We start from the raw sequence: 22,521 nt of genomic DNA on the forward strand, positions 1-22,521 counted from the left end.
TAAATATTCTCTTTAAAGTTTAAATAAAGTTTAAATGTTGAATTATTTAAATATGATAGACCGTTTGTTTTTTAAAAGTATGGTTGTTTTTGTATTGGGTTAAGATCAAATTTCAAAAATGAGTGTACAGTATTGAATTTATTTTTTTTATTATTTTTTCAAAAAAATTAGAATTTATTAAGTACTGAACTAAAGTTTGAATGGGGTAATTATGAGAGAAATTAGTTGTTGTTTTTTATTATTAACTTTTAGTGTTGTTTGTGTATATTCATTTGATGTTTCAAGTAGAAAATTTTATGGCATATTGGAAGGTTATTATTCGGGCAAAATTGAGGAATTGTCAAAAAAAAATGATGAAGATGTCTATATATATAGGTTTGGTAAATTTAAAGAAACATTGAGCGAAATGAGCTCCGGCATCAAGTCATATTTTTTTAATCTTGTTGATTACCAAATTGCCAGACTTCTTCAGAATAAAGAAGGAAGAAGGAATTCTTCTAAAAGTTATTCTGTTTTAAAATCCACTCAAAAATCTCTTTTAGAGCTCATTGCATCAACAGATTTTAAAGGTTTGGAAAAAACCATTCAAAGCGATATTTGCAGGATCTTGGGAGATGTTAATTTAATGCTTTTGAGGTATGCGGGAGGTGCAGCTTTAAGCAAGCTTGCAAATGAGGCTAGAAAATATTTTGAAAAGTCCTTAAAAATTAATAGTAAAAACTCATTTGCCAACACTTCTCTTGCAAGTTGGTATTTATATGCTCCAAGGATTGCGGGGGGAGATCCAAATAAAACTTTGTCATTTGCTCAATTAGGATTTAAATATGGTCAAACAGATGTGGAAAAATATTTTGCAAATATATGGATAAGTCAAGCTCATTTCCTTCTTAAAAATGAAAAAGAAAGCCTTAAATATATACTCAAAGCTGGTGAAATATTTCCCAACGGAGCTTTTCACAAGATAGTTCTAGAACAAAACAAGGCTGGAAATTTGTTTATGGATTTTCCTATAAAAAATTAGTTGAATAAGAAGTTAATATAACTCATTTAAGATTTATGAGTTATGAGATAATTTTTATATGTTAAGGGCATTGTTAATTTTTTTAGTAAATATTAGCCTATTTTCTTTTGAAAAAGAGGTCAAAGTATATATAGATAAAATAGAAAGCGTTCATACTAAATATTGTTCTGGTAATTTTGAGTTTGATTTTTTTTCACCCGATAAAATTTTTACAAATGAGCTTCAAAACATAGAAAATGTTATTTTAATGAAATATAGAAGGGAAAGTATTCAATATAATTACTTAAATTTACTTATGTCTTTGGTTTTGTGTGACGTTTCTTACTTAATTAATGATCCACATAAATACAATGATTTGATTCAAAAACTAATTCGCAATTATAATTGTGCTTTGAAAATTTCTTTAGAAGATGATAATGTTCCAGCGGATTATTTTAGGGCATTGGGAGAGCTTGCTATAAATTTAATACCGCACAATAGGAAAGGATTGTATTCTTATTTTGTTAATGCCAAGAGGCATTTAGAAACAGCTTTAAAAATAGATGGTGATAACGTTAAAGCTTTTATTCCCCTGTCTATTTTATATACAGTTAGAGTGTCAAATAGAGATTTTTATAAGATTCTATTTGCAAAAAGCTATATTGATAGAGCAGAAGACAGCAATCTTAATGATAGGCAAAAATATTTGAAAGAATTAGTGAAAAGTTCTTTTTTAATTCGCACTAATAGAAGATTGGAAGCAATTGAATGTTTAAAAAAAGCCACAGCCATATTCCCTAATGGGAATATGGCTGTGTTGGCAATTGAAAAATTAAAAGAGGGCAATTCTTTCTACTACTAGAAAATTATTTAGAATTTAATTTCAATGAAGATTGAAGGTATTCATGAAAAAGTTTTTATTTTTAATATTGCCCTGTTTTGGGGTGTTTGCAAATGAGTTAAATGATGAGCTAGGTGATTTTGTAATACGCGGAGTGGATTTTGAATTTCGTCTTGATTATCTTAGTGTTCCAAATAATTTTGAAAATAATTTTGATTTTATTTTAAACATTAAGGAAAATGATTCAAAAATCTCACCTTTTTTTAGATTAGGAACCGATTATTCTAAAATGTTTTTATTTGGCACTGGGCTTGCTTATGATTTTAGGAAATTTTTTTCTAAGGTATTTTATGAAATTAGGGTTCCGTTTATTTTTGATTCTAAAAATATTGAACATATTGGTAATTTTGAGGTTGGTTATAATTTTGATTATTTAAGACTTGAAAATAGATTTAGATCGGGATTGATGAATCATTTAATCAAGGAAACAGAAGCTAATGTTGGTGGATCATATCATAATGCTTTAACCGTGGAAAACACGGTTGCCATTTTACTTCCAATTTATTACTCAGAATTTCAGCGAGCAGATATTAGAACGTCTTTCTTATATAAGTATTTATCAGATAATAATGAACAGTTTTATAGAGTACATTGGAATTTAAAATATCTTGTTTCTATTCCTTTTGGAGAATTGGGATTTAAGGCCGATCTTGGAGTGGCAGGCGATTTTAAAAAGTCTTCGTCTTCTATTTTTGAAACCGGATTTGATTATAATGCTTTAAATTTTTATGCTTTGACTATTCCCAAAATGGGTCAAGACAGTCTTTATTTTAATGTTGTTTCTAATTTTGGATTAGAGTATAGATTATTTTTCCTTGAATCATTAAAAAATCTTGCTTCTGATTTATTTTTAGTATTGTCCGCAGATATTGGATATGGGATAAAAGAGGATTTGCTTTTAGATAAAGGAAAGTTTCTTTATATTTTGGGTTTTGGAATGGGTTATAAATTATTTAAGGAAGTTCCTTTTGTTTTCAAGGTTGGCATTAATCAGGATAAAAAATTATCATTTGGATTTTTATTAAGTTCAATAATTTTTGAGTGATATTTTTTTGGTAAAGCTTTTTAAATTTTATGGTTGAATTTGAAATATAGGAGGTTTTGTGGGGAATGTTAATTTAGATTTAAAATTGGTTAATAAAAAATACAAAATTGGACAAGAAATTATTCATGCAAATAAGGATATTTCACTTAATTTAAAATCAAGGGACATGGTTTGGATTTCAGGGCCTACGGGGAGCGGCAAGACAACTTTAATGAATTTGCTTTCTGGAATAGATTCTCTTGATACAGGGGAGATCCGCTTCAACTCAACTCTTTTAAGTTCAATGAATGAAAAGGATAGAACTTTGTTTAGAAGGTATAACGTAGGGTTAATCTTTCAGCATTTTGAGCTTATCCCAAGTCTTACAGGTTTTGACAATATTTCATTACCTCTAAGATTCTCAAGAGAAAGTGCTAAGCGATTAAAGTCTAAAGCGGAAGAATTGATAGAATTTTTCAAACTTTCAAAGTTTGTGAATAAAAAACCTAGATATATGTCTGGAGGACAAAGGCAAAGGATAGGAATAGCAAGAGCCTTTGTTTATGATCCCAAATTAATAATTGGAGATGAAATAACTAGTCATTTGGACAAAGAAACAGCTATTTTTGTTTATACTTCAATACAAAAGTATCTTAAAGAGAAGAATGCAATTGGGATTTTTGTTTCTCATGATTATAATTTAAAAAATTTGGCTAATAAACTTTATAGAATAGAAGATGGAGTGCTGTCTTTAGTGGGGGGTGAGTGTGTTTAAATTGGCTTTTTACAATATCTTTAGAGATTTAAGGCGTACAATCATATTATCTTTACTTCTAGCAAGTTCTGTGGTATTTTTATTGGTTTTTGTTGGATATATGAACTTTAGTAGAGAGGGGATGGAAAAGAGCTTTGTTAGTTCAAGTGGCCATATTCAAATTGCGAAAGAAAATTATTTTAATCCTAAATTTAGCAACCTTAAGAATGGGCTTTTACTTGAAGAAAAGGATATTAATTTGATACGGAATGAAATAGATAGTTATGATGAATTACAATCTACCAATTTAATAGTTAATTTTGATGGACTTCTAGGCAATTCTTCGACAAGTAACCCAGTTTTTGCATTTGCCTATGAAGATCCAGATATAATTACAAGCAGCCTATCTTTATTAGAGGGTGAGCCCATTTTCCACGATTCTAATGCAGGTGAGTTTTTGCTTGGTAGTAATTTGGCCTCTTCGTTTGGTATAGAAAAAATAACAGAAACCAATTCTGATCTTACATTAATGACAAATTTGCTCGGGAGAGGTTTGAATTTCCAAAATATTAAAGTTGCTGGAATTATAAAATTTCCATTTTCAACAGCAGATAATATTTTTGCAATTACTACTATTAAGACTTTAAAAGACTTGTTTGCATTTGAGGGTGGAGCACATGTGATCCAAGTATTTTTAAAGGATAGTTCTACCTTAGAGACTTTTAAAAAGAAATTAGATAATTTTAAAAAAAATAAGGGGATTTCATTTGATTATAATGACTGGTTTGAGATTAATCCTTACTTTAAATCTGTTTTAGGGATGACTAGAACAACATTTATGTTTATATTGGTCTTAATATCTCTTCTTATATTTATTGCATTTTTCCAGATAATGACCGCATTAAGCATTGAGCGCACTAGAGAGCTTGGTACATTAAGAGCAATTGGTTTAACCAAATTGGAACTTTTTTACTCTCTATTTTTAGAAATTGTTATTATTTCTGTTGTCAATATTGTTGTAGGAGTAATATTGGCTTATTTTGCTAAACTTTTTATTCAGTTTCAAAAAATTAGCTTTACTCCTCCAGGCTATTCAGAAACATACTACATCAACATATTTTATTATGCTAGTGATATAATATATGTTTCAATTTTCATGTTAATTCTTGCTATTTTTTCTTCTATTTTGCCATTTAGCAAAGCAAGTAAGAAATCGGTAGTAGAGGTAATGAATGATGCTTAAGATTTTTGTAATTGTTTTCAATTTTTGTGTTTTAAATTTGTTAAATGCTGGAGATGGGAAAAGTTTAATAAAAGAATTTGAAAATCTATATTATCCCCAATTAAAAAATGGAATTTATGCTTTCAAAATGAATTTTAAAATTAACGTAAAAAATAATTTAGAAGAAAGCGTAGGGCTAAGAATTATTAATGTTGATAATAAGGATGTGCGTTTAATTTATATGTCAGGATCAAAAACGGATTTTGCCTTTTTATCTATTAGGAATAAAGGGCATTTTATGCTAGGAAGACAAGCCAAGATTCCAATTAAGGTAAGCTCATCCTATAAAGTTAAGGGCGCATCTGAGCTTAAAGATATTTTGGGTTTAAGTTTCAATACAGATTTCGTTTTATTAAAATCCGAAGACAATAGGGTTGAATTTCAATCAAAAGAAAAATCAATATATCCATTTGTAGATTTATTAAAAATTAATAAAAATGATTTTAAAACTTTACACAAAGACAAGAAATTAAAAATTCTAAAAGAAGTAATTTATAGAAAGGGAAATATTAAAGGAATTGATGCTTTTGTTTATTTTGAAATTGAAGATAAAGCTTTTAACGATTCTAGTACCAAAATTTATGTGGAAAATATTATTAGTACTAATCTGAATAACTCTATTTTTAGCTTAAAAGGATTTAATAGAATATTTGATTTATATTCAAGGTATATAAATTAAGAGCGTAGAGGGATAGTTAATATTGGTATTTTTTAAAAAATTTTGTTTAATTCTTTTTTTGGCTTTACCTGGTTTTTTGTTTGCGGAATCCTCTTTGTTTTTAAAGGAGCATTTAGGATTCAAAACAAAATTCTCTTTATTGTTGCCCGATGAAGATAAAAAAGATTTTTTTGGTACAGGAGCTTTACAATTTGACAATGAAGCTTATTTAGGATTTTTATTAAACTATAAGATATTAGAATTTGGCATTGCACCTTCTTTTATTGTGCAAAATAATGATCAATATTTTAGTTTTAATAAATTATTCTTCAATTTAAGCTTTAATGATTTTATTTTTAAATTAGGTAGGCAAAATTATTATTTAGGAAATGGATTAATTGAAAATATTGTTTTAAAAAGGACCACAATAGAACCAGAATGGTTTTTTGAGTTTTATTATTTTATTTCTAATTATTCTGTCTCTTTGGGTTCTATGTTAGACAAAGAAAGCTTAGATAAATTTTCATCTCCCAAATATTTATCCCCTTGGCTTTATTTTCAAGCATCTTTTAATGAAGTTGATTTACTTGCAATGGTTGAATTCCCATTTAGCATTGAAAATAAAACTTTTGATATTACTGTTATTTTTGATTTTTTATTTGAAATTTATAGTGGAATATTTTTTTACTCTACGTTAAGACAAGACCTACTTTGGTCTAAAAATTATAAATTTGATGATGATGACAATAGATTTTTGCTTGGTCTTAGATATTATATTAGCTTTGAAAATGACGTTTTTAATGATTTGTCAATAGTATTTGAGAGTTATTCGAAGAATAATAATTATTTTTTGGGAGCTGGGATCAAACTAGCATGGATTTATGAGCTACTCCAAACGACGGTTTCTTTAAGAACCAATCTAAATACTCATTCCTTGCAATTCTATTTTGAAAATAATTTTTTAATTCTTAAAGAATGTTCTTTAAAGGTGTCAAATATATTGGAATTTAATAAAAAGATAAATCTTAAGGATACTCCTTTTTACAATATGTTTAGTATTGAACTAAAAATTGAATTATAAGATTTCTAGTTGGTATATTATATTTTTTCATGTTATATTCAAGATGAGTGTATTATGAAGCTGGGCGCAGATAAAATTATAAGGCAAAAAGATAGATATTGTTTAAAAACTTAAAAACATAAAGCTAACAAAGAGTATAAATATAACAAATAATTTGGCAGTTCATTTAACTTTACATTGATAGATAAAATAGATAATCTCAGAAAGATTAAATGCCGGATAGGTAGTAATCCTAATAAAATGATGTAAATTACTCTTGTAAAGAGAGGTTTAAATATGATGAAAATATATTTATATTTGTTTAGTGGCTTTTTAGCAATGTCTTGTAAATTATGATATTCAAATTTAAATGACACTATGGAAAAAGGTGGTGGCCACTCGAATCCTAAGGTTGTGGGTGTAAAAGGTATGTTTGAATCTGCATTGGAAATTAAGGCCTTAAGTAAGGAGGATAATCCTAAAGATATGGTTGAAAAGGCTAGTATTTCTGCCAAGGAATCTAAAGATAAGGTTTTAAGTAGTAAAAAGGGGAATGCTAGTATAGCATTGGGAGAGGTTCCCTCACTTGTAAGAGATATTAGAGAATCAGCCAAAAAGATTGATGAATCTTTAAAGCTATTGATAGCTTCAGGATATGATGCCTCATATCCTCTTTCAGACAATATGAAGATCGGGATAGGTAGAATATGCTTGTTAGATAAGATATTAGAAGCTGTGATGCCAAAAATAAATGATAGCGATAATGATAATTTTGATGATAATAGCTGCGAGAAAATAAAGAAAGTGGTAGATGAATTTAATAAAAATGAAAAGGATGAGTATAGTTGTTCTATAATGAGCTTGAATTCTTATCCTAAGACAAAAGGAAAAGATTTGGTTAAAAAATGTATAAATGAGTTAATGAAAGATGTAGAGAAATACCTTGGCGACGTTAAAGGTAATGGCAATGGTGTTTGTGGTGAGTTGTTGCAGGGTGCTAAGAGTGCATCGGGACAGTTTGGCGAGTCATTGAAATTGCTAAGCGAAGCTGCCAGTTCTATAGCGGAAGCTTGTAAACGGCTTGCTTATGATATATTATGAAAATAATCATTTCTATTTATATATTAATTAGTGTTGTATTTATATAGGTGATAAGTTAAAGTACATCTACTGTACTTTAACTATTGTTATAATTTTCCTTTAAGCTAAAATAATGCATCACCACTGATCTAAATAGTAGAAATTAAATCATAAATGGATATGTGCTAATTTTTTTCTTGATTGCACTAATTATGAGATCTGACTTGTTCTTATTAAAATATTCATAATTCATTTATAGTAAAAGCTTTATTGTAAATAAATTTAAATAAAAAAAGGTAAAAAAATCAACATTAAGCCTCAAACCATAAATCGCTTTAAAACAAACAAAGCAGAAATAGAATAATCCAAACCTTTAAGTAGTATCAAAATTGTCGACTCTCTTCTTACAATAATATTTATATCCGCTTTTAAGCTATTACTATTAAGCATATTTAGGTAAATAACTTTGCAGGAAGAAATCTTTTATGTTTTGTAAACCTTCCTTAAAATTAATGGATTTTTCATTAGTTTTAACACTTCTTAATTATTTGTTCAACCAAAATATATTTGCCAACTTCTTTATCTTAGTATGATTCAGTAAGTCCAATAGATAGTGTTATTATGTGTAAATGTTATTTTAAATAATTTTAGTCTGGTAATATTAAAAGAGCAGCTCTTTAATAAAAAATCAAATGTAAATGTTTACTCTGAAAGCTCCGGATGCTAGATAATGGGATTAAGAAAAATCCGATAGTTATTATCCATCTTATCACATGGAGTTTGTTGTAATTGATAATTCATTTTTAAATTAAATGAATTATCAAATGTTATTTTTAATGGAATAGGGGCTAAAATATATACGATCAACCCCATATGTTGTCCCAGGAGGATTTGGATCCTTAATCGTGGCTTATTTTTAAATATATAATAATGATATTAATGCTAAGAAAAAAAATGGTTTAATATCTTGTACGTGTAGCAAATGTTTCCAAAATTATCATTAATGCTGCTTTATTGATAAGGGTTTTAAAGATATGCCCTATTTTTTTAAAAAAGCCATATTGAGCAAATTTATCAAATAATAATAGAAATAAATGATTACATGAATGTCTTGTGTGACAAATATTTTTATAGACTTATATGTCTATTTATATCCTATAAAAAATAAAACATAATAAAACATAACCAAAATAAATTATGTATACAAAAAGCTCAATAGAAAATGCTTAAGAATATTCTCTGTATTTTCCCAGTTATTACATTTATTATTTATTTATCTTTATTTTTAGGCTTAACTGCAGTATAAGTAGCTCTTAGCTTCTCAATGGCAGCAATCATTTTGTCTACCTCCGCACCTTTTTCCTTATTAGCAAACATTTTGGCTCTTTCAAATCTATTCTCATTATCAAAAGCTATGCCTGCAATAGCACCCACAACAACATCAACAGCATGGTCTCCTTTATTGCCATTAGCATACTTTTCAGTAGCATCCTTAAATTCATTAACAGCTGTAATAAATTCGGCAGAAGATAATCTAGATACTATAACAGCAAAAGCATTGGCATAAGCCACACTAGCTGTTTCTATGGTCTTTTCGGAAATAGAAAGAATATTGTTAACTTTTTTTAAGTTATCTACATTTTCTTTTCTTTCCTCATTATTATTGCCTTCATCTATTGTAAAGCTTGTTATTTTTTTTATTTTATCTTCAGCTTCTTTAGCTATTGTTATAGCCCTCTTGTATTCCTCAATTGCATTGTCTAGAGCTTTGGGGCAATAATCTTGTGTAGTCTCCTTTAGCATTTGGTTAAGTTTAGTATACTCTTCATCTAGTTTATTTTTTTCTAGGTCGTTAAGGGCTTGACTACGCCTTGCAGAAGGGCCCTCGCTAAAACATCCAATACTATTATAATTGGCACAACCAGAATAAGTTGCAATGGTATTATAAGAGCGTGTATATTTGTTATAAATAGAATTGAGTATCCCTTGATATGTTATAGTTTTTACAAAAAAAGCCTTAAGCTTATCCATATCTTCTTCGGTTAATTTGCCAGTAGTATTTTCTTGGTTGTATTTACTAATACTAGAATCAGGGTCATCATTAAGCATAAGTTCACTATTAGCATGTTCTGTAACTTGATCCAAAGCAACTTTACTAGCAGTAGTATCACCTTTTTTGTTTCCGTCTTGTTCTAAAATGACTGAACCTATATTGTCAATCTCTCTAGTATCACCATTTAGAGATGTATTTTTTTTATTTGTATCATCACTTCCATAGAATTTGCATGATACAAACATTGTTGTTACTAATATTAAAATAAACGTATTGCCTTTTATCATTCTTTTTTTATTCTCCCCTTAATTTATTTATTAAGTTTAAATAAATTTAAGCGATAATATATATTAAATATATTATATTGCTTTATTCTGTATAATGAAAGTAGAATATTGGTTTTTGATAGGTGTTTTATTGAGTCGCAAATGCACGGTTGTTTGTTTCTATTTTTTACCTAATATATAGGGAAGATAAGCTGATAATAATACATATATCATATATGATTTAAAAAGATAACTACGATGATTGGGGGGGGTAAGAAAGTACTTTTGATAAGTTGATTCTAGTGATTTATTAAGTAAGACAGACATAAAGTGATTAAATTGATTAGTTTGGATATGGGGCTTTTTAAAGAGTTTTGTAGCTCATATCTTCTTTTTCGATAGTATTTTAGTTAAATTCATATGGCAATAATGGGCTTCTTGGGAGGCATTAGTATTAATTTTAAATAGGATGTGAAAGTATGTGAGAGGAGAGAAGAATTTTATAAGATTAATGTTTTGTTTAAAGACTCTTCTATCATAGATAAAGAAAATTATATTGAATATTACAGAACATAGTTTTTGGTGTAAAACCCTAATTTTATTTTATTCTAAAGCGCAACTTTTTTATAAACATCACACAGCTTGTCGATAGCTCTTATCATCTTGTCTACCTCGTCTCCTCTATAATTACGAGCAAACATTTTTGCTCTTGCAAACTCATCTTTAAATTTGACATAAGGCATACTAGAAATAGTGCCTACAATAACATTGACAGCATTGTCTCCTTTATTTCCATTAGCATATTGTTTAGCAGCATCATTAAACTCTTTAACAGCTTGCTTAAATTCGCTACAAGATAAGCTAGATGTTGCAATAGCAAAAGCATCAGCATAAGATCGGCTGGCTTTCTCAATAGTTTTTTTAATAATAAGAAGAACATCTCTAACTATTTTTAAATTATCTATATTTCTTTTCTTTTCGTCATCGGCAGCACTTTGAGCTGTTGCATAGTCTTTTACTGTCTCTATTTTACTTTCAGCTTCAATAGCCTGCTTTATGGCTTCCTTATACTGTGCAATAGAATCATCTAAATTTTTTTTGTAATAACTAGGCACAGCACTCTTTAACATTGTGCTAAGCTGAGTGTACTTTTCGTCTAGTTTTAACTTCTCTAGATCAGCAAGAGCTTGTTTACGTTTTTCAGAAGGTCCTACACTAAAACACTCAATGCGATACGTATCACAGCTGCCATAGGTATCAATGGTATTATAATAGCCTGTATATTTGTTATAAATGGAATCTAGGCTAGATTGATATGTTTTAGTTGTGCTAAAAAAAGCATTAAGCTTTTTTTTATCTTCTTCATTTAATTTATCTTTATTTTCTTGCTTATCTCTATCTCTATTAGTAGTATCACTAACAATAAGGGCATCAGCAAGCATGTAAGGGCTACTAGTATGCTTTTTGGCGTCACCTGTAACATCACTTGTATTTTTTTCTTGTTTGTCTGAAGAAGCAGCTGTTCCCGACTTACTAATCTTGCTAGCAGTATCAGAAAAAGAAGTTTCTTCTTTTTCTTTACTTGCGCTTTTATTTCCAAAAAACTTGCAAGACACAAATAATATTGTGACTAGAAGTGAAATACATATATTGCTTTTCCTTTTCATTAATACCTCCTTATTTTTTTAGTTATTCATTATCCAAGTATTATTTTATTATAAAGCAAGCATAGAGGCAAAGTGTTTTAAAGAGAGAAAAGAGTTGGCCAAAAACTTAAGGTATTTAAGATATAACTTTTTTATAAACAGCACATAACTTATCAATAGTAGCAGTCATCTTGTTTAATTTGCCCCCTTCATTATTAGCAAAAGTCTTTACTCTTTGAAACCTCCTATTCAAATTCATTATAGGCCATACTAGAAATAGCACCTAATAACATCAAAATCATTATTTTTCCTTTTCCATTAGCATACTCCTTAGCAGCAAACACTAAAATCTTCAGCAGTTTGCCTAAATTCACTACAAGATAGACTGGCAGCAGTAGCAATAAAATCAGCGCAAGCTAGGCAAAGCTGTTTCAGTGGTTTTTTAACAACAGAAAGAACACCTCTAACTATTCTTAAATGAGTTAAGCTTTCATTCTTTTTCTCTTACTTATTGTTTTCTGTCTTTATTTTAATTTGACTCTTAGCCCCAAATAGTCTTACTTATGGCTTCCTTATACTTTACAATTGCATTCTCTAAAGTATTGTTGGTTGTCCTTATAACCAGGCACATCATCCTTTAGCATCTTGCTAAAATTTACTAGCAATGCCAAGTTTGTATTCTTAGTTATTATTGAGGCTGATAAAGTTATTTATTTTACGATACCGTATTATTGGTGTTCGTAAATTTACGGATCAAGTTATGATGAATAAAAAAACATTTGGTATTTGTGCGGATTCTATACTTATGATTTTTTGTAAGCATTATACAAGAATTAAAAATTAAAAGATTTCTAAATTGATTTTGCTGAGAAATATGAATAAAAGCTTAAAATAAGCTTGGATAATCTTATTTTAGAGATAAACTTACTATAGTTAAATAAGACAGTAAAGCAATCTTTGTTCGATTTGCCCAAAGATTACTCTTTATTCTCCACTTAAAAAATTTTTATTTTCTCATTAGCACCTAAAGTGTGCTTGGATGATACCTCCTATTTTTTATGCCTAAATTTTATATAATAAATTAATAACAATACATTACTATTACATAACTTAACCAAGAAATTAATACGGTTTTCTTTCTAACAAACTCTTTCCTATTTTACTTTTGGGATAGAATTGTAGATGTTCCTATTTGAATAAGAAATCTCACTATCAGTTTTCATACTGCATTTTACTTTTTTAATTTTTTGATTATGTTGTACAATTGTGAACAAAATTCTTGCAAAGAATAAAATTGCCTTGGTGAAATTATTTCTGAAATTACTGAAAAAGTGATCATTCCTAAAACAACAATTCCTGAAATTTTCAAAGAAATAGTTACTCCTGAAATTATTTAAAAATCAGAAATACCAACTCCACAAATAACAGATTTTAATATCAAAGTACAGCCATTCGAGTAATATTTAACATAGTTGCCGATATAATCCTAAAAATTATAAAATATTTATGCGAAAAGCTTCTCTAAACTTTAATTTTGGATATTTTCTGGATTAGTATTGATATCGGGTTTTGGATCGACCTTTCCAATAGGTAAAAATGATATGAAAATTGAATTCAGTATTGCTGTAATAAAGTTAAGCTTAATAATATTTAATTTAGGTTTTTCAAAATGTGCTCTCCTTATATATTTGAATTACTAAACATTAGTTTTAATTCAAAATAACAATATTAAATTTATTTTTATTTGATATTGAAAATTTAATTTCTATTGCATGTTTTTAGTGATAATCTAGATTGTATGAACACAAAAAAGAGAAGTTAATTCTTCTCTTTTTAAAATATAAAGTGCAGCATATTATTTTTTTATTTAGATTAATCAGCTTGGTTTAGTAGATAAAGAGGATGGGAATATTTATCCTTTATGTGTTTTGCTAGCGCTTTATTATCTATTTTAATGTTATCAACATTTTTATTGTAAGCGTCAATGGTTGCGTTTAAACTTTTAGCAAAGTTTTGTTTTTTCTTTAAATCAAGTTTTACACCTTGTAGCAACTTTTCGGCTTCTTTTTCACTTAGAGTTTGTAATGTATCTTGTATTTTTTTTAAATACGTGTCTTCTAGATGAAGTTGAATATCCCTTGATGTTTCTAAAAATTGACCAGCTATTCTTCGGTTATTATCTTCTGTATCAAGTTTTTCAAGAATTTCTTTTAATACCAATATTTTTTTTGTATCGTAATTTAGGGATGGGTAAATTATTCTTTTTAATTTCATTTTAGCMTGAAACATAAAAACATCATCTTGTTTAAGTTTAAAAGTCTCTAGAAAATCATATTTAGCATTATCAATTTTAGACATTTTAGTTATTCCYGTATCTTCTTTCTTTTTTTGAGCTTCCAGGTCTTTACCAATGTTTTTTAATTTTGAGATTGTGGTTTCTTCTTGAGAATTTTGATTTGAAGATTTTGAATTTTGAGATTCATTTTCAAGATTTTGGTTATTTTCTGATGGATTTTTTGTTGAATTTCCTGTTAAATTTTCTGAATTGGTGTGATTGCTTGTGTTTTTTAGATTTCTAGAATTGTTGCTTCGTTTTGTTTTTTTTAGACTTTTAGAAGTGGTAGGATTTTTTGGTTCGTTTGGATTAACATTGCCAAAAGGTGCACATGATATGCAAATTGAAGTTAATATTGCTGTAATAACGTTAAGTTTAATAATATTTAATTTAAGGTTTTTCAAAATGTTCTCCTTATAAATTTGAATTAATAAATATTAATTTTAGTTAAAAATAATAATATTACAATTTAATATTGTTGTCAAATGATATTAAACTTATTTAATATTAAGAATTTAATTTCCATTGATGTTTTTAGCGTAAATTTAGATTGCATGAAATTTAAGAATATAAGTTATAATTCTTCTCTTTTTAAAAAATCAAGTACAACAATTTGTATAGATTTAATAGATTTAATCCGGAGAATAAAATCAAAGTATTCTTTCATAAAATGGTCTTCGAAATGTTTTATATTTGTTTTAATATCTCCAAAATTTTGATTGTAAGATTCAATATTATTTGCAGTTAAAGTTTTCGCACAACGCAAAGTTTTGTTTTTTCTTTAAATTCTTTTTTATGTGTTGTAGTAATTATTGGGAATCTTATTGACTTGGCATTTGTAATTCCTCTTTATTGTTGCCCGATGAAGATAAAAAAGATTTTTTTGGTACAGGAGCTTTACAATTTGCCAATGAAGCTTATTTAGGATTTTTATTAAACTATAAAATATTAGAATTTGGCATTGCACCTTCTTTTATTGTGCAAAATAATGATCAATATTTTAGTTTTAATAAATTATTCTTCAATTTAAGCTTTAATGATTTTATTTTTAAATTAGTTAGGCAAAATTATTATTTAGGAAATGGATTAATTGAAAATATTGTTTTAAAAAGGACCACAATAGAACCAGAATGGTTTTTTGAGTTTTATTATTTTATTTCTAATTATTCTGTCTCTTTGGGTTCTATGTTAGACAAAGAAAGCTTAGATAAATTTTTATCTCCCAAATATTTATCCCCTTGGCTTTATTTTCAAGCATCTTTTAATGAAGTTGATTTACTTGCAATGGTTGAATTCCCATTTAGCATTGAAAATAAAACTTTTGATATTGCTGTTATTTTTGATTTTTTATTTGAAATTTATAGTGGAATATTTTTTTACTCTACGTTAAGACAAGACCTACTTTGGTCTAAAAATTATAAATTTGATGATGATGACAATAGATTTTTGCTTGGTCTTAGATATTATATTAGCTTTGAAAATGACGTTTTTAATGATTTGTCAATAGTATTTGAGAGTTATTCGAAGAATAATAATTATTTTTTGGGAGCTGGGATCAAACTAGCATGGATTTATGAGCTACTCCAAACGACGGTTTCTTTAAGAACCAATCTAAATACTCATTCCTTGCAATTCTATTTTGAAAATAATTTTTTAATTCTTAAAGAATGTTCTTTAAAGGTGTCAAATATATTGGAATTTAATAAAAAGATAAATCTTAAGGATACTCCTTTTTACAATATGTTTAGTATTGAACTAAAAATTGAATTATAAGATTTCTAGTTGGCATATTATATTTTTTCATGTTATATTCAAGATGAGTGTATTATGAAGCTGGGCGCAGATAAAATTATAGGGCAAAAAGATAGATATTGTTTAAAAACTTAAAAACATAAAGCTAACAAAGAGTATAAATATAACAAATAATTTGGCAGTTCATTTAACTTTACATTGATAGATAAAATAGATAATCTCAGAAAGATTAAATGCCGGATAGGTAGTAATCCTAATAAAGTGATGTAAATTACTCTTGTAAAGAGAGGTTTAAATATGATGAAAATATATTTATATTTGTTTAGTGGCTTTTTAGCAATGTCTTGTAAATTATGATATTCAAATTTAAATGACACTATGGAAAAAGGTGGTGGCCACTCGAATCCTAAGGTTGTGGGTGTAAAAGGTATGTTTGAATCTGCATTGGAAATTAAGGCCTTAAGTAAGGAGGATAATCCTAAAGATATGGTTGAAAAGGCTAGTATTTCTGCCAAGGAATCTAAAGATAAGGTTTTAAGTAGTAAAAAGGGGAATGCTAGTATAGCATTGGGAGAGGTTCCCTCACTTGTAAGAGATATTAGAGAATCAGCCAAAAAGATTGATGAATCTTTAAAGCTATTGATAGCTTCAGGATATGATGCCTCATATCCTCTTTCAGACAATATGAAGATCGGGATAGGTAGAATATGCTTGTTAGACAAGATATTAGAAGCTGTGATGCCAAAAATAAATGATAGCGATAATGATAATTTTGATGATAATATCTGCGAGAAAATAAAGAAAGTGGTAGATGAATTTAATAAAAATGAAAAGGATGAGTATAGTTGTTCTATAATGAGCTTGAATTCTTATCCTAAGACAAAAGGAAAAGATTTGGTTAAAAAATGTATAAATGAGTTAATGAAAGATGTAGAGAAATACCTTGGCGACGTTAAAGGTAATGGCAATGGTGTTTGTGGTGAGTTGTTGCAGGGTGCTAAGAGTGCATCGGGACAGTTTGGCGAGTCATTGAAATTGCTAAGCGAAGCTGCCAGTGCTATAGCGGAAGCTTGTAAACGGCTTGCTTATGGTATATTATGAAAATAATCATTTCTATTTATGTATTAATTAGTGTTGTATTTATATAGGTGATAAGTTAAAGCACATCTACTGTACTTTAACTATTGTTATAGCTTTCCTTTAAGCTAAAATAATGCATCACCACTGATCTAAATAGTAGAAATTAAATCATAAATGGATATGTGCTAATTTTTTTTCTTGATTGCACTAATTATGAGATATGACTTGTTCTTATTAAAATATTCATAATTCATTTATAGTAAAAGCTTTATTGTAAATAAATTTAAATAAAAAAAGGTAAAAAAATCAACATTAAGCCTCAAACCATAAATCGCTTTAAAACAAACAAAGCAGAAATAGAATAATCCAAACCTTTAAGTAGTATCAAAATTGTCGACTTTCTTCTTACAATAATATTTATATCCGCTTTTAAGCTATTACTATTAAGTATATGTAGGTAAATAACTTTGCAGGAAGAAATCTTTTATGTTTTGTAAACCTTCCTTAAAATTAATGGATTTTTCATTAGTTTTAACACTTCTTAATTTTAATGATTTTTGAAGATTTTAATGGCATCCAAGAACACGAATAAAGTAATGATATATATAAAAATACGTTCAAAGTATATAATATGTCTTTTTTCATAAAAATTTCTCTTTGGTAATTTTTATATCCGAATTGGAAATTTATAAAACATTTTTTTGTTATATCATAAAAAAAACAAATAAATTTTAGGAATGTATTGTAGTATTAATCATTTTTTTCATACTTTTCATACTATGAAAAGTATGAAATATTAAAGAATAAAGAATTTTTAGATTCCATTGTCCAACCCAATGTAGAGTTTATTAAAAAATTGTAAAATAAAGTTGAAAATGTCTTTTGATGGGCTAAAATGAGTTATATGTATTTTAAACATTTACTGTTATTGAGGTTTATAATAAATTTTGTTTTTTATTAAAAAGGTTTATAAGTATACCGTTAAACCTTTTTAATTTTTTTTAAAATAGTTATAGGGGAAGGGGTGCTTGATATTGTTGCTCGCTTTTTAATAATTTATTTTGCCTTGCCTTGTTGCGTGTAGCTTTTTGTATGTAATTATTTGTAAATTATTTTTATTGATTATTTGTTATTAAATCAAAAAAATGAAAATAATCGGTTGTAAATCTACATTAGATTTGGGATTTTTTTAGTCCATATAAGCTTATAGGTTTTTTTGCAGGTTTATTATTTAGCTCTAATTTTTTTGATATGGATTCTAATTGTCCTACTCTTTTTTTCATCTCTTCAAATTCTTTTGTTATTTTTTGTAGACTGTTGTTTATGGATTTGAATTTCTTTATAAGAATGGGATTTATTATGCCATGTATAATAAATATTATAATTAAGCATATTAGCACGGTTGCACACAAAGCCCCAATAGTAAAGATTATTATTGGAGGATGATTAGATGTTAAAAATTTATCCATATTGTTTCAGACCTATCTTTTTATATAATATAATATTATAAATATATAGCAATAATAAGGCAGTTAGCTTTTTTTACATAAAAATTGTTTTATGAAACTATATTTATTATATAGAAAGTATATAAAAGAGGGGGTATAGAGAATAATTGCTCTGATAAAGGGGAGGCATATTTGGTTTGCTGACCATAAGACATGATCAACCCATTATTAAACTTAAAATAAAATTCTTTAATTTCTTAGTAAGAACTATTCTCCTTTTCTGGTGTTTGAAAATTATACTTTGATAAGAAATTATTAGTTTGTAAAATATACTCTTTATTATTATGGGAAATCAAAGTAACTTTTAAAGTTTTTTGCTTTAATAACGAGTTAAATAAAGCATCATTAATGTTAATTTTGAAAACATTTACTACAATTGCTGGAGTATATTGTTTCATTTTATTTAATTTAACATCATAATTGCCAATAATTTGGAAATAAGCCTCTTTTGAGTATCTAAATCCTCCGTAAACCATATCACGTTGATCGTATAATTTAGCATCATCTATACCATTAAAAATAACATTTTTAAAATTCATTAAAAATCCATTATCAACTACGACAAACTCCATATGATAAGATGGATAAGAATTTAGCAGATTTTGTTTATCTACCTTATTTAGCTCCTTAAAATTTTTAGAGTTAACATTTACATCTAATTTCTTAAAGAATACGCTTTTAATAAGTCCAGACTTAAATTCTTTAAAATAACATTTACGCATAATAACACTATCTATTGGGCTTATTGAATAATTCCGCTCTTCTTTAAAGTTATTTGAATAAAAAATTCCAATCAACCAAACAAAGGTTGCACAACAAAAAATTAATAATCCAATAAGCATTGTTAATATAATATATTTGATACAATTGCTAATATTCCTCATATTTCCTTAAATCAAACTTTTTTTCCCCACAAAATCAAATAATCAAGAAACCTTGCCAATATTATTGTTATATCTTTCAATAAGGTCAAAGAATTTTTTACCCTTTTCGACACTTAATTTGAACAAAACATTTCGTAAAACACCTGTTTCTCTTTCTATGCATTTAACACGAAAATTAATGCCAGAGATTCTTGCAATTTCTGCTAGATTTAAATATTCATTTCTAAGGTCTAAGTCAACAAAAAATCCTGTTTTTTCTATAGAGTCGTCAAAATTCAAAACATACTGACCCTCTTCGAATCTTAATTTGCTATTGGATGCAAGTAAAACCTCAGGTTTAATAACAACATCATTAAGAGAAACATCTAAAAGATTAAAAGGTTTCTTGTTTGTTACAATCTCAAAATCTAAATAAAATCTTTCACTAGCAGAATTGTAATCATAAACAATAGCAACAGAGCCCAAATGATTTATTAAGGAAATCTTAAATTTAACCGCACCTGTATTACTTTGATGTAAAATATCAATCTTTTCTGAGGGAACAATATAAGGGCTACTAGTAGATGTATTTACAATAAATAAAACCAAGTTTAATAAAATAATAATCAAGTTAGCTAGCAAGATAGCTAAACTTATAGTTAAAAATTTAATCTTCATTTTTGTTGTAAATAAATATAGCACAAAAAATTCTTTATATATATATTTCTCTTATTTTAAACCTTAGGACTTGACTTTCTTATAAATAGTAATTAACTTATCAATAGCTGTAATCATAGTATCTACTTCGCTTCCTTTTTTATTACTAGCAAATATAAAAGCTAGCTCAAATAAATTCATTAATAATAAATGTAAAATTAAAAGCATACGTTTAAAATATCTTAAAAAAGAAATATAATGTATTCCATTTAAAATGGAAATGTTTTTTTATGAAAAATATATGGTGGAAAACATATACACTTATTTAGAACTAAATGCCATTGAAATTATTACTTTAAAGGACATAAAAAAAAGTCTTTATGAGTTTTATAAGTTACTATCAGATATGGAAACCGATATAAACCCTTTATCTTTATTGTTTCCAATTAAAAGTCATGACATTTTGAATGAGTTCTTGTTTAGTTTAGGATCTAAAAGAGCTAAAGAATTAATTAAATTATTTTGTGAAATTAAGACAAATTTAGGAAATAATGTTTTTGAAAATGAGGTTTTCATATTCTATTTGAGTATTAGTGATATAAATTTTTTTAAGCTTTTATATTTGTCGTGTAGCAATAATGTTGATAATTTAAATATAAATATTGTTTATGACGAATCTATATTGATTTATCAAAAATTTTATCATATAAAGGATAGTTTAGAATCAAAATTATACGACTAAAATATAAAATTTGTACTTTGATATTATTTTATAATTTTTTTTATTATAATTTTAATTATTAATTGCATTTAATTTATTCTTTTTTTTTAATCAAGTCTACGAGTAAAAAAGATTTGGAAGGCATCTTATCTACTTGTAGATTTGTTATTATATTTTGATTTTAATATTGGCTGTAGATTATTGATTTATCAAAAATTTTATAAAATAAAGAAAAATTTAGAATTAATCACTGTATAAAAATATATAAAGCTTCAAAAATGAAAAAGTTAATTTGTGCAAAAAATAAAAAACTTTATCTAAGATGATTGTTTGCAAATTTAAATATGTTGTTGTATATTTAATATTATTCAGTTTAGTAAACTACTGACGTAAGATTTGAGTAAGAATCAGCATTTTTTAATAAATAATATTATTTATTAAAAATGCTGATTCTTACTTTATTTTTTCAATGTATAGTCTTGGCTATTTTTGTTAAGCTTTCATTAATAGCTTCTAGTGCTAACTTAGATAAAGCATCAACAGTTTTATTAGCAGCATTATTAACAAGAACTCTAATATTATCACCATCACCACTTGGTTTTCGACCCATTTTCACAGCAAATTCCCCGTTCTTAGCCATTCCTCTCAAAACAATAGCAGCAGCAATCTGATTATCTTTTTCCATATTCCCCTTGAATGCAGTAGCATCCGAATCGTCATTTCCTCCAATGGCAGCTTCAATCGGATTTGTAGCTTCATCCGCATTCTTCCCCTTTGGCTCCTCACCACCACTTTTAACGGTTTTAGTAGCAGCACAACAATAGATCCTAATATCTGCTCTCCACTAACACTTTCAATAGCTTTAGTAGCCTTTTTAATATCAAATGGATTAGCTCCTCTTCCAATCTCAGGTGGAATGACTTCATCGAAAACTCGACCACCTTGATCACCCTGCTTCCCAGAGAACATCTTGCCCGCTTACTTGTTGTTACTTTCTTCGCTGATTGGCTTTGTAGATTTATCGGCTTCAGCTTTTAATTTATCGGCAATACCAGCAGCTTCAATAATCTTCTTTATTCCTTTAGCAATCTCAACAACACTTTTTACATCGGCTTTGGTTGCTACATTACCAATACTCTTAACCTCGACAACTTCTCCCATAGCTTCAGTTACGGTTTCGGCTACATTTTCAACAATGGTATTAGCAGCATCTATCATTTTTCCCATCATATCGTTAATTTTACTTATTTCATCATCAATAGGGTTTACTGTGCTATTATCTTCTTTAGCAGTATCAGTATTCTTTCCTTCGGTTGTCTTGCCACCTTTTTCACTAATGAATTTAGCAAGTTTGTCTTTGGCCTTATTTAATGTTTTAGCCATGCTGTTAAAACAATCTTTTACCTCTCAGATTTTTTGGGATTTGAATTAAGGCGTAGAAAGCCATCAATCAACCCATCAAAGGAAGTAAATTTTTGGATTTGTATTGAATTAATAGCTTTTCTAGTATCGCTTTTACAGTTGATAAGAACAAGAAAAGTTATTGTAAAAATTGCACTTGATATTTTTTTCATATTAGTCTCCTTAATAAAAAATATAAGAATATTATCTTAACTAATATGCCCCCCCTTTAGTTTCAAGTATATAGCATATTATACAATATATAGCACTATTATATGATGTAAAAATAAATTTAATTGATATTTGTTAATATAATTATTTGTATTATTATTTAAATATAAAAAATTTCAAGTGCAATAATTGTAGTTGAACAGCTTCAGTTTCTGTATTAAAATGTACATCCTTTTTAAATGTTAGGTTATTGTACTTAATGTTTTATTTATTATATGATAATATGAACTGAAGTTATTTTACGTGTCT

At 27.4% G+C, this 22,521-nt stretch carries 22 protein-coding genes; 11 read left to right on the forward strand and 11 right to left on the reverse strand.

The genetic code is table 11. From position 1 onward, the window contains the following. Positions 1–211 precede the first annotated feature (211 nt). From BB_RS04730 to BB_RS04765, 8 genes are all read left to right on the forward strand, one after another. Positions 212–1,021 (forward strand): tetratricopeptide repeat protein, encoded by an 810-nt coding sequence (locus BB_RS04730; RefSeq protein ID WP_010890366.1) that lies wholly within the window; start codon positions 212–214, stop codon positions 1,019–1,021. Positions 1,022–1,079: 58 nt separating this feature from the next. Beyond that, positions 1,080–1,862: a hypothetical protein gene (locus tag BB_RS04735; protein ID WP_010890367.1), complete on the forward strand. Its 783-nt coding sequence runs from the start codon at positions 1,080–1,082 to the stop codon at positions 1,860–1,862. 43 nt (positions 1,863–1,905) lie between these two features. After that, positions 1,906–2,946 (forward strand): hypothetical protein, encoded by a 1,041-nt coding sequence (locus BB_RS04740; protein WP_010890368.1) that lies wholly within the window; start codon positions 1,906–1,908, stop codon positions 2,944–2,946. 58 nt (positions 2,947–3,004) lie between these two features. Then, positions 3,005–3,700, forward strand: coding sequence for an ABC transporter ATP-binding protein (locus tag BB_RS04745; protein WP_010257267.1), 696 nt, complete (start codon positions 3,005–3,007; stop codon positions 3,698–3,700). Then, a complete protein-coding gene (locus tag BB_RS04750) occupies positions 3,693–4,922 on the forward strand; it encodes an ABC transporter permease (protein ID WP_010890369.1) in 1,230 nt (409 codons plus the stop codon). The genes BB_RS04745 and BB_RS04750 overlap by 8 nt, the downstream gene beginning before the upstream one ends. Next, positions 4,912–5,640: a hypothetical protein gene (locus BB_RS04755; protein ID WP_162287114.1), complete on the forward strand. Its 729-nt coding sequence runs from the start codon at positions 4,912–4,914 to the stop codon at positions 5,638–5,640. The genes BB_RS04750 and BB_RS04755 overlap by 11 nt, the downstream gene beginning before the upstream one ends. A gap of 139 nt (positions 5,641–5,779) precedes the next feature. Continuing rightward, a complete protein-coding gene (locus BB_RS04760) occupies positions 5,780–6,700 on the forward strand; it encodes a hypothetical protein (RefSeq protein ID WP_014540860.1) in 921 nt (306 codons plus the stop codon). Between the two features lie 357 nt (positions 6,701–7,057). Next, entirely contained in the window at positions 7,058–7,780 is a 723-nt protein-coding gene (locus BB_RS04765; RefSeq protein WP_010890362.1) for a hypothetical protein, read from the forward strand. A gap of 1,248 nt (positions 7,781–9,028) precedes the next feature. On the opposite strand, the gene BB_RS04770 is transcribed toward BB_RS04765, so the two are convergent. The 5 genes from BB_RS04770 to BB_RS04785 form a co-directional block, all read right to left on the reverse strand. After that, entirely contained in the window at positions 9,029–10,099 is a 1,071-nt protein-coding gene (locus BB_RS04770; RefSeq protein ID WP_010890363.1) for a lipoprotein, read from the reverse strand. A 587-nt stretch (positions 10,100–10,686) separates the two neighbouring features. After that, positions 10,687–11,745, reverse strand: a complete 1,059-nt coding sequence (locus BB_RS04775) for a lipoprotein (RefSeq protein ID WP_010890364.1) — start codon at positions 11,743–11,745, stop codon at positions 10,687–10,689. A 115-nt stretch (positions 11,746–11,860) separates the two neighbouring features. Continuing rightward, entirely contained in the window at positions 11,861–11,983 is a 123-nt protein-coding gene (locus BB_RS07945; protein ID WP_010257589.1) for a hypothetical protein, read from the reverse strand. A 1,269-nt stretch (positions 11,984–13,252) separates the two neighbouring features. Beyond that, entirely contained in the window at positions 13,253–13,408 is a 156-nt protein-coding gene (locus BB_RS07995) for a complement regulator-acquiring protein (protein ID WP_146124611.1), read from the reverse strand. A gap of 188 nt (positions 13,409–13,596) precedes the next feature. Further along, the gene (locus tag BB_RS04785; protein ID WP_010890356.1) at positions 13,597–14,463 is read right to left on the reverse strand and encodes a complement regulator-acquiring protein; all 867 of its coding nucleotides are present in this window, start codon (positions 14,461–14,463) and stop codon (positions 13,597–13,599) included. A 448-nt stretch (positions 14,464–14,911) separates the two neighbouring features. On the opposite strand from BB_RS04785, the gene BB_RS04790 reads away from it, so the two are divergent. Continuing rightward, positions 14,912–15,832: a hypothetical protein gene (locus BB_RS04790; protein ID WP_010257606.1), complete on the forward strand. Its 921-nt coding sequence runs from the start codon at positions 14,912–14,914 to the stop codon at positions 15,830–15,832. A gap of 357 nt (positions 15,833–16,189) precedes the next feature. After that, on the forward strand, positions 16,190–16,912 hold the full coding sequence (locus BB_RS04795; RefSeq protein ID WP_010890370.1) for a lipoprotein: 723 nt from the start codon (positions 16,190–16,192) through the stop codon (positions 16,910–16,912). A gap of 1,151 nt (positions 16,913–18,063) precedes the next feature. Here the strand turns inward: BB_RS04795 and BB_RS04800 are convergent. From BB_RS04800 to BB_RS04810, 3 genes are all read right to left on the reverse strand, one after another. Next, the gene (locus BB_RS04800) at positions 18,064–18,360 is read right to left on the reverse strand and encodes a hypothetical protein (protein WP_010257615.1); all 297 of its coding nucleotides are present in this window, start codon (positions 18,358–18,360) and stop codon (positions 18,064–18,066) included. A 236-nt stretch (positions 18,361–18,596) separates the two neighbouring features. Then, positions 18,597–19,241, reverse strand: a complete 645-nt coding sequence (locus tag BB_RS04805) for a hypothetical protein (RefSeq protein ID WP_231014816.1) — start codon at positions 19,239–19,241, stop codon at positions 18,597–18,599. Between the two features lie 84 nt (positions 19,242–19,325). Continuing rightward, positions 19,326–19,940 carry a hypothetical protein gene (locus BB_RS04810; RefSeq protein ID WP_010890372.1) on the reverse strand — a complete coding sequence of 205 codons (615 nt, stop codon included), beginning with the start codon at positions 19,938–19,940 and terminating at the stop codon, positions 19,326–19,328. A gap of 253 nt (positions 19,941–20,193) precedes the next feature. Here BB_RS04810 and BB_RS04815 point away from each other — a divergent pair, with 253 nt between their 5' ends. After that, complete coding sequence (locus BB_RS04815; protein WP_012665832.1) at positions 20,194–20,661, forward strand: P52 family lipoprotein; 468 nt, start codon at positions 20,194–20,196, stop codon at positions 20,659–20,661. A gap of 445 nt (positions 20,662–21,106) precedes the next feature. Here the strand turns inward: BB_RS04815 and BB_RS04820 are convergent, their stop codons facing one another. From BB_RS04820 to BB_RS04830, 3 genes are all read right to left on the reverse strand, one after another. After that, on the reverse strand, positions 21,107–21,472 hold the full coding sequence (locus tag BB_RS04820) for a variable large family protein (RefSeq protein WP_332881105.1): 366 nt from the start codon (positions 21,470–21,472) through the stop codon (positions 21,107–21,109). A 146-nt stretch (positions 21,473–21,618) separates the two neighbouring features. After that, positions 21,619–22,023: a hypothetical protein gene (locus BB_RS04825; protein ID WP_044283617.1), complete on the reverse strand. Its 405-nt coding sequence runs from the start codon at positions 22,021–22,023 to the stop codon at positions 21,619–21,621. 17 nt (positions 22,024–22,040) lie between these two features. Next, the gene (locus BB_RS04830) at positions 22,041–22,214 is read right to left on the reverse strand and encodes a hypothetical protein (RefSeq protein WP_157658503.1); all 174 of its coding nucleotides are present in this window, start codon (positions 22,212–22,214) and stop codon (positions 22,041–22,043) included. Positions 22,215–22,521 lie beyond the last annotated feature (307 nt).

It is taken from the genome of Borreliella burgdorferi B31, from assembly GCF_000008685.2.
GTDB classification, from domain to species: Bacteria; Spirochaetota; Spirochaetia; order Borreliales; family Borreliaceae; genus Borreliella; species Borreliella burgdorferi.